Origin of the sequence: Vibrio coralliirubri, assembly GCF_024347375.1 — a bacterium.
In the GTDB taxonomy this organism is placed as follows: Bacteria; Pseudomonadota; Gammaproteobacteria; order Enterobacterales; family Vibrionaceae; genus Vibrio; species Vibrio coralliirubri.
Map to the genome: position 1 here is coordinate 1719185 of NZ_AP025471.1, position 13078 is coordinate 1732262.

Genomic DNA, 13078 nt, shown 5'->3' on the forward strand with positions numbered 1-13078 from the left:
AATGGCAATTAAAACATCTGACTTAAATGCAAAGCTATTTGGTAAAGCAAACAAACGTCGCGTAGCAACACCACAAGAAGCGCAAACAGCGGCAAAAGAACAGGCTCAAGTGATTGAGCTTTCTGTTGCTGGCGAAGATTTGGTTTCATTTGAATTGGTTCGAATTCCTGCAGCTGAAGTGGCAACTCGAACGGTTGTTTTTGAAGATAATGCTCGTGAGCAATCTTTCTTAAACGAGCATGCGCTTTCTGATGTTCTTACAACATTGAAAGAACGTGGTCAGCAATACCCAGCAGTTGGTCGTAAGAACAAAGACGGTAAGATTGAAGTTCTTGATGGTAGCCGTCGTCGTATGTCATGTATTTTGGCTGACAAAGAGTTCCTAATCTATGTTGCTGAAAACATTAACGGCGAACACGCTAAGTTCCTATCAGACGTAGCTAACGCTCATAAACCGCTTTCTCTTTATGAGAAGGGTAAAGAGATGCAAGCGAAGCTTGATAAAGGCGAAGCTGAAGACCAGAAAGCACTGGCGAAAATGTTCCAGTGCAGTGAAGCTTTGGTGAGTGGTGCATTGAAAGCGGCCGCTTTACCACTTGAATTGCTACAAGCTTACCCAAATGTGAGTGACCTTGGTCGTCCAACTATTGTTAAGCTACACAAGCAGTTTGGTGGATTGACGAGTGAACAGCAGCAAACACTGCTGACTAAGTGTGATGCTTCTGAAGGTTTTGTATGGCAGCGTAGTGAAGCTCAAGGCGTAACTCGTCTAACCAAAGACGTGACAGAAACTTTGGAAGGTTGGATTCTTGAATTGGCGCCAGCGCCAGCGAAGAAAGCTTCTCCAAAAGTTGAGCTTATTAAGGGTCGCGCATCATACAGCCGTAAGGGTTCAAACTTGGCGTTGAACCTTAAGAAAGTTGATGATGCAACAATGGAAGAAATCCTCGGCTTCGTTCAATCGAAGCTCGACTAAGTCGACGACTTTTCATTACTCCTCTAAAGCCGCTTTATGAAGTGACCCCGTAAAGTTGGACATTTCTGTTAAGCGGCTTTCAAGGCCTGAGTTCGATATTCTATCGGAGTCAGGCCTTTTAGTTTCACTTTTATACGTTTGGTATTGTAGTACTCGATGTATTCTTTAATCTGCTCTATCAGAGCATCTGCATCTTCAAAGCTTTGGTTGTGATACATCTCGGTTTTGAGTAAAGCAAAAAAGTTTTCAGCAACAGCATTATCCAAGCAGTTACCTTTTCTCGACATGCTTTGCGTTAACCCACTCTCCGCTACCTTTTTCTGATACTGTCGATGGCGATATTGCCAACCTTGATCGCTATGTATAATTGGCTTTGAGTTGGGTTTAAGCGTTGATATAGCTTCCGTCAGCATATCTGTGACAAGCGGCAAGCAGGCATTTTTGGCCACTCTATAAGCAACCACCTCCTGAGTAAACAAGTCGACAACGGGAGATAAGTATACTTTCTGCTCTTTGACTTTGAACTCCGTGACATCAGTTACCCACTTTTCATCGGGTTGAGTCGCACTAAAATCTCTTTCAAGAACGTTGGGAGCAGCTTTTCCTGACTCTCCTCGGTATGAACGATACTTTTTAATCCTGACCGTCGATTTAAGGTTGAGCTGAGCCATAAGCCTTTGAACCGTTTTGTGATTAAGCACGAACCCCTGATTCTTTAGTTCCAAGTGAATACGGCGGTAGCCGTATCGCCCCTTATGTTCATGATAAATTGACTTTATCAACCGCAGCTCACGTTCGTAGCTATTTTGGCGCTTGCTCGTTTGAGCCTGATAATAAAAGACACTTTTTGCCAACTGTAGAGTGTGCAGTAAGTGCTTTAATGGGTACTTGCCTTTAAGAGTTAGAGCTATGACCGCTTTTTCTTTGTTCGACGGTTTTTTTTCTGCTCCAACTCTTCCAACTTTTTTAGAACGGCATTCTCGGTTCGTAAGTAGACCAACTCCTCTTTTAGCTCCTCAAGTGTCATTTCATTATCAGGCTTAGTGGTACGTTGAGGTTGCTGTTTCATTGAGGGTCTTCCTTTCTGGCGCATTTCGAGCCCCTTGATACCGAGCTCATTAAATCGTTTAAGCCAGACAGAGAGTATTCCAGGGGATGAGAGGTTTAATACAGCGCTAGTGTGCGTGAGAGACCATTCATTCGTCCACATTAAATTCAATGCTTTTCGTTTTGTTTGAGCAGTCGCGGCATGATTAGTTGGTAAAAATGAATCAGTACCATGGATGGCAAAGACTTGAGCCCAATACCGTATCTGCCTTGAAGAAATTGAATATTGTTTTGCTAAGTAGAGAGATGACGTGCCATCTAAGTATTGCTTAGCAATGATACATTTTAGCTCTCGGCTATATTTGGACATAAAAAGACCCCCAATAATTGGTGTCCAACTATTGGGGGTCAGTTCATTATGCGGCTTTTTATTTGGCTGTGATAAACTGTGTTTAGATGAATCTGGACGCTAACTATGACAAACCTAACCAACACTTTTCTGCATACACTTTCTAATATTGCTCAACATAACGATCACCGTTACGGCGTGGTCTTTGATGGCGATTTTGATTGGCAAAACTCTGCTGTTTTTACCTTCCTTCAAGACTCACAGATTCCGAGCATCTTCCAGATTGGCGGTACGCCATTTGAAGGCGTGATTCATGCTCCAGTAAAAAAAGGCCAACAACTGCTTGGTCGTGAGTGCCAAGTTCTTGTTTGTGATTTTAGAGAGCAGTTTGATGCGAATGGTTTTAGTGTCGCGCTGGGTTCGTTAGTCGGTGGTGGGCTGTTGTTGGTGTTGCCGCCAAAAGTTGAGGCCTCTGAAGATAGCGAGAGCTTTGGTCAACGTTGGTTAAAACATCATTTCGATAAACTGATTTCTGTTTCACAATACAATGAAGCCGGCGATGTAGTTCAAGCAACTCACGCTCTTCCTCAGATGCAAAGCGCCCAAAACGGATTGGATAAATTTGAACAGCAAAACACGGCTGTTGAATTAGTTAAAAAGGTAGTGTCTGGACATCGTAAACGTCCTTTGATTCTCACTGCGGATAGAGGGCGTGGTAAAAGCTCGACATTGGGTATTGCCGCAGCGCAACTGTTAGTTGAGCGTCACGGGTTTAATATAATTGTTACCGCGCCTTCAGTGAAAGCGGTAGAGCCGGTATTTTCTCATGCTAGCCAAGGGTTAGAATCTTGCGAAGTGGTCAACGCTACTCACATTCGTCATCAAGGTGGCAGTTTAAGATTCGTCGCAGCAGATGAATTACTTAAATCTAAGCCTGATTGCGATCTGTTATTGGTTGATGAAGCAGCTGCAATACCAATTCCGATGCTTAAATCCATGGTCGATATCTATCACCGTATGGTCTTTTCAACCACGGTACACGGTTACGAAGGCAGTGGACGAGGGTTCGGAATTAAGTTTGAATCTTGGCTTTCTGAGCATCGTCCGGGGTGGAAAGGCTTTAAGCTCGAACAACCGATTCGTTGGAACAACAACGATCCGCTAGAAGCTTGGTTGTTTGATTGCTTCCTACTTGGTAATGACGCATCACTCAGTGAATCGGTGGTTGATGAACTCGATGGCTTTTCTGCCGAGGCAATCAGCCAATTAAACTTGGTCGAGTTATCAAAAGCAGAATGCTTGGCTAATCTTGAGCAGCTACAGCAATGTTTTTCTCTTCTTGTGGATGCGCACTATCAGACCTCGCCTAATGACTTAATGCAGTTTCTCAACAATCCAGCAATCCGTTTGTACGCCGCTTGGCAGCAAGATGAATGTTTAGGTTGTATGTTAGTGACGGAAGAGGGTGGTTTGGATAGCGAGTTGATTTCTCAAATTCAACTTGGAAAACGTAGGCCTCAAGGTCACCTTGTTCCTGTATTACTGGCAAACCAACTTGGTTGTACTCCGGCGGCGACCAGTCGGTGCCTTCGAGTGATGCGCATTGCTGTTTCAGCACGTCATCAAGGTTTGGGTATTGGCCGTTGGATGTTGGCTCAGTTATCACAGCAAACCAGCCAAGCTGATTATCTGGCGACAAGCTTTGGCGCGACCAGCGAGTTGATTTCTTTTTGGCGTGGTAGTGAATTCGAAGCTGTGCACATCGGCCACCAGCGAGATCAGGCTAGTGGCTGTCACTCTGTTCTGATGGTTAAGGCGCTTAACTCAAACTCTCAAGGCTGGATTAACCAAGTTCAGAATCACTTCGAGCGTAGCTACTGTTTTCTTGTTTCTGGTTCTTTGGTTTCACTTGAACCCGATATGGTGCGCGCACTGCTGCCAAAGAGTGTCCAAACCGTTAGCGAGTTTGAAACTCAGTTAGTTAGAAATTACGTGAACGGTGGCAACAGTTATGATGCGATCAGCTTCAGCGTACTGAACTTGATTCTACTCAGTAACGATCGAAACATAGGTATTTCTGACTTACTCATCGCAAAGGTTGTTCAGCAGAAAGAGTGGGGGACTTGTGTCGAACAGTTAAATCTTGTTGGTCGTAAACAAGCAGAGATTCAGTTTCGTAAAGATGTCGATGCTCTGTTAGCAAATTTACAGTGTAAATAGGCTAGCCATCATTTAAATAGACTGACCGCAACAAATTAGATTTACAGTGTAAATTAGAATCTTGGATTTACACTGTAAACTGAAGCTCCATATTGAAATCCGATTTTACCCTGATTATCTGTTTCATCACTTCCGTTTCATCTCTCCATGACAGCCTTTAATCTTCTAAAGCTATTCGCCTTTACTATCTTGCACCAATATCGACTCGACATTAAATCACTCGAAATATTCTGAAAAAATTTTCCTATGTATTTGTAAAGGCGAAGCAGATCATAAAATGTGTAAGTCTTATTTATGAGTCATGTTTGCAGAATCGAAAGTAAGTGATGTGACGCTGATTATTCTAATAATGTGATACTCAGCGCAGAATGAATTATATAGACTGAATAACAACTGAGTCATTAGGGATACTCAATTCGAATGTGGGATAACATCGTTACATTGTCGGAAGACAAGCAACAAGTAATGGCATGTCTGCCAACCGGGACTGTGGTTGACGCAAGCTTTGATAACAAGACGCTGCCACCAACCTTGGAAGCTTTGAATGCATCAAACTATTTTCTTTTCGAAGAAGAGGTTTTGCGTTTCGTTACTCTTGCTAAAGAAGGTAAGGGTGAAGCTTATGAAGGAATCTTGATTGCCGAAGTTCGAAATGCCACTGTTGTGGTCGAACTGTCTGATGATGAGATGTTGGCGAGTCTTGTAGTTACTGGTCCATATAATGGACACCCACTGCGTGGCAGCGACATCATCCATTGTTTATCTCAAGCTCAAATAACAAAAGGAATAAATAAGTTAGCGCTCAGAAAAGTACTGATGATGAGTAGCAAACTTAAGCCCGGTGAAAAGTTTACTCAGCCCGTCGCTAAAGGGACACAACCAGTAAAAGGTAAAGACGCAAAGTTTGCCGCTTTGGTTGAAGATATTACTCGCCAAGTCTTGAAGCCTCGCAGCAAAGACGAAGGCAAGATTGATATGCGAGACTTGGGACAAACCATTACCGTTGGTCAAAATGATCACTTAATGAAACGTACCCCCGCTACCAAAGGCATCGCTGGTTTTACTGTCCAAGGCCGAATCATCCCACCTCTTCCTGGACAAGACAGTTTAATCAAGCCTGGAAAGGGCACCTACATCTCCCCTGAAGACCCCAATTTACTACTCGCCTCACACCCTGGATTGCCCATCATTAAAGATCGAACCATCGAAGTGGATGACGCCTTATGTGTCAGCAACGTCGATGTCTCAACTGGGCATGTTAAATTTAAAGGTAATGTTTTTGTCTCTGGCAACATCGAGCCGGGTATGATCGTCAAGGCGACCGGAAGTGTTACGGTGGGTGGCTTTATCGAATCGGCCGAAGTTCAAGCCCAGGGGGATATCAAAGTCGCGAAAGGCATTATCGGCCACACGACCAAAGAGGGTGCACCAAAAAGTTGTAGGGTATTCAGTAAAGGCTCTATCACAGCAAGCTACGCACAGAATGCCGAGCTACAAACGGCCAACGACCTTCGACTTGGTGTGCACAGTATGAGTAACGACATTCGCTGTGGTAACAACCTTATCGTGATGGACAGTTTGAAAAAACACGGCACGCTAAGCGGTGGTGAAGCCAAAGTTGGCGGAAAAGTAGAATGTGTCTTCTTAGGTGTTGAGGGAGATACCGCAACTAAGGTACATGGTTTTGCGCGCTACGATGGTTACCGCCAAAAGATAGCCGAGCTGAAGGAAACTTATAAACACACTCAAGAGCAAACCATGGGTGTGATTCGCCAAGAGTTAGAATTTAAGAAGCGCCCGAAAGCCGAGAGAAGCGAAGAGCAAGCCCTAGAAATTGAGCAGCAACGAGAGAAGAACAACCTCGCAATTGAAAACACAAAGTCGCAGTTAGATACACTCGAAGCGGAGTTTGAAACCAATCTTGCTGAATGTACGGTAGAGGTACACGAAAAAGTGTATACCCGAGTGACGATTCAATTTGGTGATGAGACAGTCACAACCAAGCGAACCCACGGCGGAAGTGTTTTTTCATTCAACCAATACGAGATCCAATGTTCATTCAAGATGGAACAAGAGGATATTGCTTTGTAGGCTTTGTGTTGAACATAAGTGATGTATGGCTGAGGTGACGATACTGACAAATATAAAAAGGGGAGCTGATGCTCCCCTTTTGGTTTCTACTGGTAATGATTTATTTAGGTGGCTTGAGCGCTCTAGCTTACGGCTCTCACTCGACCTTGTTTAAGGTCTGAAAGAACCTGTGCTTTAGGACCGTCGGCAATGATGCAGCCTTTCTCCATTACGATCACTCGATCGACAATGTCCAACATCGACGTTTTGTGGGTGATAAGAATCAATGTCTCGCTTGGCAATAACTGGTTGAGCTGATGTTTGATGTGCATCTCTGAGCGATTATCCATCGCACTAGTCGGCTCATCCATTAACAAGACTGGCGGACGGCCCAGGAAGGCTCTAGCAATAGCAATTGACTGACGTTGACCACCAGACAGCAAAGCACCACCTTCACCCACTTGACGTTCTAAACCTGCAGGATCTTGCTGAGTAAACGCAGTTACGCCTGCACGGTTCGCTGCATCCATCACGTCACGGTCATCCACTAAAGGGCGACCTAAAGTAATGTTGTCTCTTACCGAACCGTAGAACAGGTTACTGTCTTGCGGCACACAGCCTATATTGCGTCGTACGTCGACATGATGCAGTTGCTCCATATCCGTGTCATCAATACGTACATGGCCTTCTGTGGGCTTGTATAGGCCCATAATCAGACGTTCTAGTGTGGTTTTACCTGAACCAATACGACCAATGATCGCCACCTTCTCTCCTGGGCTAATATTGAGGGTTAAGTCTCTGATAGAAGCCACTGGTGAATCAGGGTAGTGGAACGTCACCTTATCTAGCGCGATATGACCCTGAATAATTGGACGGTGGATGTAGCGTTTACCTTCTTCTTGTTCATCCGGCATCGACATCACTTGCTCAATCAGAGTCATTGATGACTTCGCTTGGTTGTAACGAGTTGAAAGCAAAGACAACTGAACTAGCGGGCCAATCGCTCGGCCGCTCAACATAGTCGCGGCAATCAAGCCACCCATCGTAAGTTCACCTTCTGCTATTAGATACACGCCAAAGATGATCATACCAACGTTAGTACTTTGCTGAACAAAGCCGGCGGTGTTTTGGATGCTGTCAGTGATGCGTCGGCTTTTGATATTCCAATTCGCCATGTGAGCAACCGCTTCTTCCCAACGGAATTGGAATTGGCTTTGCGCGCTGAACAGCTTAACCGTCTCTAACCCTGCCAAACTCTCGATTAAGTTCGCGTACTTCTGCGAAGCAAGACGAGAGCCTTCCTCAATGGTACGGCGCAGTGGGCCTTGGATTAGCAATGCATAGACGATCAAAATGACCACGCCAGCAACGGGAACGAATACAAGGTTTCCAGCCATTAGCCAAATGAGCGCTAAGAACATCAGTGCGAACGGTAAGTCGATTAACGAGCCAATGGTTGCAGAGGTAAAGAACTCTCGAATGGATTCGAACTCTTGCAGGTTTTTAGCGAAAGCACCGACAGAAGCTGGCTTCGCTTCCATACGTATCCCCAGTACTTTACTGAACAGCTTGGAGGAAATGAGAATATCGGATTTCTTACCAGCAACATCAATGAAGTAGCTTCTCATCAATTTGAGCAGCAAATCGAATAGGAACACGACAAAGATACCACTCGCTAGCACCCACAAAGTTTCAAAGGCGAGGTTGGGTACTACCTTGTCGTAAACCAAGCGTGTAAACATCGGCGCGGCTATCGCGAAGATGTTGATCAGAATGGAGGCAATCAACACATCTCGGTAGATGTTTTTAGATTCCCAAATGGTGCTCCAAAACCAATGACCTTTGCGTGTTTTTAGAACCTCTGGTGAACGTTCATCATAGCGGAACTGTTTCTTTACCAAGAAGTAGCGGCCGATGAATTGTTCTTTCAGCTCTTCGACAGGAATGATGATTGGCACCATTCCGCTTTCCGCTGTAATGATTTCCGCTTCTTGCTTCTCTAAATCGATACTGTTGAGAACGCACGCCTCACCTTGTTTAAGCAGTAAAACCGCAGGCAGAATCAGGTGAGGGATCTTTTCTAAGTCGGAACGGTTTTCTTTCGCCACCAATCCTGCTCGTTCAGCAGAACGAGGGAATAGGAAAGGGGTTAGCTTTCCATCGGATAGTGGTAGCCCATTGATCAACGCTTCGGGCGAGTTAGCTAACCCGTAATACCGGCTAACGTAGAGCAGTGAGTTCAATAGTGGATCTTGCATGTGATATAACCCTTACAACTATTTATCAACAATGAAGCCTTGGAACACTTCTACGTAGTTATCAGACAGGATATCTAGCTGAGTCTGAGTTTCTATTCGAGACGCGATGGTGGTGACGCCTAGGTTGTGAGCGGTTCTAGAGATCGACGTTAAGGTGAACTTCTGTTTTTCGTCATCAAGGTTATGTGTGAACAGGTAATCTAGCTTCACATAGCTTGGACGGTATTCGTTGATGTAATCCAGTGATTGGAAGTTACGTCCGTAGTTATCGACACCAAACACCGCTTCAGCGTTGCGAATGGTGTTACACAAGAGTGCCGTGTAGTGCGGAACGTTGATGAAGCAATTTTCTGGAATCTCAAAGTGCAACAGGTGCGCGATTGAAGCATTCTGTTCAAGCGTCTTACCGATCCAACGGATGAAGCTTGGTTGAGAAATACTGCTTGGTGAAATATTAATAGCGACAGGGCTGGTTACTTCTTTTGCATTGAGCTTTTCAATCATCTTCTCGATAACGTATTGGTCGAGAATGTGGCTCATTTCAAGCTGTTCTAGCGCGTATAAGTACTGATTGGCACCGTAACGCACACCATCTTTTTCAATCGCAGAGAATACTTCTTGGTGATACGTTTTACCAAAGGCATTGTTTGCAGCCTGCAGACGGAAGGTAATGAGGTCGTTGATGATTGCCTCTTCGACCAACATGCGCCATTGTTGTTTGCCCATCACAGCGCCGTGATCGTCTGCGGTTACGTAGCCGTAAGCAAGCTCTCGATTCGCCTTGGCACTTGAGAGTGCGTTATCCACCAGCGACATGATTTCAGTACTGGTTTTACGCTTGTTGCTGTATGTCACACCAAGAGCAATATGTGGGTTCGCAGTGCCTGTTGGGTCTGAACCTAGGCTCTGGATACAGTTTACGATGCTGCTCGCGACAAGTTTCAGTTCGCTCTCATCAATGTTTGGCATGATGAAACCGAACTCGTCACTAGAAATACGAGCGATGGTGATATCTGGAGATGAGATTGAAGCTTGCAGCTGTTCAGCCAGTTGATGAACCAAGGCATCACCTTCTTGATAGCCCTTTTCATCGTACTCTTCACTAATAAACTCCGCTTTAAGTACCGCTAAACCACCTAAGCTCGACTCTTCTAACCATTGAGTTAACTGAGACATGTAGTAAGCACGGTTACCTAGCTGAGATACAGGGTCAATATACGCTCTTTCACGTAACTTCTGAGCTTCTTTCGCTTGGTTTTTAAATGCCAGTTCAACTTGAGTCGACATGTGGTTGATACCATCGACAACCAAGGTCAGATCTTTTGTCTTTGGACGAGCCAGTGGTTCGCCAAACTGATTCTTGGCGATCTGATCCATCTTCGTAATGATCAACGACAGCGGGCGTAAAGCACGCTTAAGGATCCAAGAGATAGACACCAAACCGAGCAAGAAGATCGTGCCAAAGATGCTCAGTAAGCGGATGAATGCTTGCCAAAGTTGATCGTAGGCAGGGCCTGGGTGACTTACGATCTCGACTTCGGCCAGTTGCATCCAGCCACTAGTGATCACGCGGCGGTCATGAACAGGCTCGAACAGGTTTAGGTTGGTAAACCACTCTGGAACGCCGGTTGGCTTTACAGGGTATGAGCGGAGAATGTCTTCACCGCTGTCGAGAAAGATCAATCGAACGACTGAGTAAGAACTGCCATCAAACAGGGCGTTGATAACAGACTCCACTGCCACCTTGTCCTTTTCTTCTAGGTAAGGGGCGAGAGCCAGTCCAACAGTATTAATGGTATTACTTACCTCAGAGCGTTGCTGCTCCTCTAAGTATCCACGGGTGGTATTGAATTCGATCATAAAAACTGACGTCATCAGCAGTATGAACACTGCAACCATCCCGACCACAAGCTGTTTATATAAAGTCATTGTACCTACTCATCGTAATTGATAATGGGTTTGTTTAATTTTAGAGAGCGCTCACGTGAACGTAAGTCGTTCCATAAGCTCAATCTTGAAGATTTCCCTGCCAACTTGCCGCTGCCTGCCGCCGACTTGATCAACCAAAGGTTTTTACCGTTGAAACTGTAAATTGGTCGTAGATCTGGGCGTTTGGAACCGCGTTTAATTTCAGGGTTTAAGTTGTCCAAAATTAGTGGCTCTGCACTCGGTGTTGAGTAGTACGCCAACACCATGTGGAACTGGTTTAGCTCCAGTGCTTTTACGTACACTAATCGTAATTTCTTATCTGGGACGCCCAGTTCAAGCAAAGAGAAGTATTTTGCGATAGTGAAGTCTTCACAATCACCGGCGTTGCTGCCTAAAAATTCCAGTGGTGTTGCCCAGTAGTCATTCTTTCCCCACAGTATGTTGTCATCGACAAAGTACATCTGGTTGAAGAACTGGTTTACCGACCTGAGTTTCTCTTTTTCACTTAATCCGTCGTATGACGTCATATTTGAGCGCCATGTCGCCACTCGCTTTCCGGCTCTATCGCCGTAGGTTTTGGTCACCGCATCTATCCACCGTTGGTCGCTCTTGTTGAGCGCCACAGAGGTAAAAGAGGTGAGGACTAGCAGCAATAGCGAAATCCGAGACTTCATAGCCTCTGCTCTTGTCTATTTACTGTGTATTGAAAGGCGTTATCAAACATCAAACGTCCTTACTCTTTCAGTGCATTGTTTTGAGCGCTTAATAGTGGCTTCAACATGTACTCAAGCACGGTTCTTTTACCCGTGATGATATCGACAGAGGCGGTCATACCTGGAATGATTGGCAACTCTTCGTTCTGTCCAAAATTGTGTTTTTCGGTACGCACGCGCACGATATAGAAGCTATTGCCTTCTTCATCTTGAGTGGTATCGGCACTGATGTGCTCTAGCACGCCTTCTAGACCACCGTATTTAGTGAAGTCATAGGCACTGAATTTAACGATGGCAGTCAATTCTGGGCGTAGGAAAGCGATATCTTGCGGGGCGATTTTCGCTTCAACCAATAGCGAGTCTTCTGTCGGTACAATCTCAACGATGTCCATACCCGGCTGGATAACACCGCCGACAGTATTAATACCCAATGTTTTAACGGTGCCTGTTACAGGAGAAACCACCACGGTACGGTTTACTCTGTCTTCAAGGCCAACGGCCGATTCGGTCATTGCAGAGAGCTTATCTTGGGCTTGATTGAGTTTTTCTTGTTGTTCGGAGCGGAAGTTCAGTGCGGCATCAATACGGCTGAGCATCGCTTCTTTGATGGCTGAGCGTAGCAGGGGGATTTTTAGCTCGCTTGAGGTCATTTCTCGGCGAGTGTCGTTCACTTGTCTTTGCAGTTTAAGTAATTCAATTCGTGGTACTACCCCTTCATCGGCGAGGGGCTTGGTGATATCCAGTTCTTGGCGAGCAAACTGGTAGCTCTGTTTTAGGTTTCGGACACGGGCTTTAATTTCGATAAGGTCTTGTTGTTTCTGTTCAACTTGTTGATCAAAAACGGAAAGTTGATTTTTTAGGTTGTTGAGATCTTGACGATATTCTGCTTTTTGGCGATTAACCAGTTGAGGTTGTTGTTCGTAGAACTTAGGTGGGAAGGCGAGCTTGCCGTAATCAAGCAACACACTTTTTTTCCACTCTTCTACAGAAAACTCTTCGTCGATAACAACACTGGTTAATGAGGCTGAAAGCATCAATACGTTGGCGGTTAAATTGGCAACTTGTTGTTCACGTTCGCGGAAGTCTGAGCGGAAGCGAGTGTCATCAATCAATAGTAGTTGTTGACCTTTTTGAACGCGTTGGCCTTCTCTAACCAAGATCTCTTTGACTAAACCACCCTCAAGGTTTTGCACCACTTGGATCTGAGAGGAAGGGATGACTTTGCCTTGGCCAACGGTAACTTTGTCGATCTCTGCCCAGGCAGACCACCCAATAGCAGCAATAAAAAACAGAACGATCACCCACAACATAATACGCGCACTGGTGGGCGTATTGAGGAGCAGTGCCGCTGTTTTATCATCGACATACTCAAGCTCGGTCTCGTTCAATTTGCTGAAATTTTTCTGACTCATAACAGTCCTTGTTCGCTAAATAAAAGTGCAAGCCTATTGAGTGTATTCTTACTTCTGATAAATGTTAAGATTTTGTTCCTTTAAATCTTTGAATTTATATATTT

At 45.0% G+C, this 13078-nt stretch carries 9 protein-coding genes; 3 read left to right on the top strand and 6 right to left on the bottom strand.

All coding sequences use genetic code 11. From position 1 onward, the window contains the following. Window position 1 precedes the first annotated feature (1 nt). Window positions 2-976, top strand: a complete 975-nt coding sequence (locus OCV20_RS24405; protein ID WP_086775782.1) for a ParB/RepB/Spo0J family partition protein — start codon at window positions 2-4, stop codon at window positions 974-976. A 68-nt stretch (window positions 977-1044) separates the two neighbouring features. Here OCV20_RS24405 and OCV20_RS24410 read toward each other — a convergent pair whose 3' ends face one another. Together OCV20_RS24410 and OCV20_RS24415 are read right to left on the bottom strand one after the other, a co-directional pair. Beyond that, window positions 1045-1887, bottom strand: a complete 843-nt coding sequence (locus tag OCV20_RS24410) for an IS3 family transposase (protein WP_108721729.1) — start codon at window positions 1885-1887, stop codon at window positions 1045-1047. Next, entirely contained in the window at window positions 1884-2393 is a 510-nt protein-coding gene (locus OCV20_RS24415; RefSeq protein ID WP_086774936.1) for a helix-turn-helix domain-containing protein, read from the bottom strand. Before OCV20_RS24415 ends, OCV20_RS24410 begins: the two co-directional genes overlap by 4 nt. A 105-nt stretch (window positions 2394-2498) precedes the next feature. On the opposite strand from OCV20_RS24415, the gene OCV20_RS24420 reads away from it, so the two are divergent. Next, complete coding sequence (locus OCV20_RS24420) at window positions 2499-4592, top strand: tRNA(Met) cytidine acetyltransferase TmcA domain-containing protein (protein WP_086775006.1); 2094 nt, start codon at window positions 2499-2501, stop codon at window positions 4590-4592. A gap of 420 nt (window positions 4593-5012) precedes the next feature. Then, a complete protein-coding gene (locus tag OCV20_RS24425; RefSeq protein WP_086775005.1) occupies window positions 5013-6683 on the top strand; it encodes a DUF342 domain-containing protein in 1671 nt (556 codons plus the stop codon). Between the two features lie 122 nt (window positions 6684-6805). Here OCV20_RS24425 and OCV20_RS24430 read toward each other — a convergent pair whose 3' ends face one another. From OCV20_RS24430 to OCV20_RS24445, 4 genes are read right to left on the bottom strand one after another with little or no spacing between them, the layout of a single operon-like run. Continuing rightward, window positions 6806-8920, bottom strand: a complete 2115-nt coding sequence (locus tag OCV20_RS24430) for a type I secretion system permease/ATPase (protein ID WP_086775004.1) — start codon at window positions 8918-8920, stop codon at window positions 6806-6808. 18 nt (window positions 8921-8938) lie between these two features. Continuing rightward, window positions 8939-10849 (bottom strand): bifunctional diguanylate cyclase/phosphodiesterase, encoded by a 1911-nt coding sequence (locus OCV20_RS24435; protein WP_048610189.1) that lies wholly within the window; start codon window positions 10847-10849, stop codon window positions 8939-8941. Between the two features lie 5 nt (window positions 10850-10854). Further along, window positions 10855-11523, bottom strand: a complete 669-nt coding sequence (locus tag OCV20_RS24440) for a transglutaminase-like cysteine peptidase (protein ID WP_019823329.1) — start codon at window positions 11521-11523, stop codon at window positions 10855-10857. Between the two features lie 59 nt (window positions 11524-11582). After that, the gene (locus OCV20_RS24445) at window positions 11583-12974 is read right to left on the bottom strand and encodes an HlyD family type I secretion periplasmic adaptor subunit (protein ID WP_086775003.1); all 1392 of its coding nucleotides are present in this window, start codon (window positions 12972-12974) and stop codon (window positions 11583-11585) included. Window positions 12975-13078: the final 104 nt, after the last annotated feature.

Coding starts and splice junctions, on each gene's coding strand:
- OCV20_RS24405 (WP_086775782.1), top strand. CDS start 2: ATGGCAATTAAAACATCTGACTTAAATGCAAAGCTATTTGGTAAAGCA.
- OCV20_RS24415 (WP_086774936.1), bottom strand. CDS start 2,393: ATGTCCAAATATAGCCGAGAGCTAAAATGTATCATTGCTAAGCAATAC.
- OCV20_RS24420 (WP_086775006.1), top strand. CDS start 2,499: ATGACAAACCTAACCAACACTTTTCTGCATACACTTTCTAATATTGCT.
- OCV20_RS24425 (WP_086775005.1), top strand. CDS start 5,013: ATGTGGGATAACATCGTTACATTGTCGGAAGACAAGCAACAAGTAATG.
- OCV20_RS24430 (WP_086775004.1), bottom strand. CDS start 8,920: ATGCAAGATCCACTATTGAACTCACTGCTCTACGTTAGCCGGTATTAC.
- OCV20_RS24435 (WP_048610189.1), bottom strand. CDS start 10,849: ATGACTTTATATAAACAGCTTGTGGTCGGGATGGTTGCAGTGTTCATA.
- OCV20_RS24440 (WP_019823329.1), bottom strand. CDS start 11,523: ATGAAGTCTCGGATTTCGCTATTGCTGCTAGTCCTCACCTCTTTTACC.
- OCV20_RS24445 (WP_086775003.1), bottom strand. CDS start 12,974: ATGAGTCAGAAAAATTTCAGCAAATTGAACGAGACCGAGCTTGAGTAT.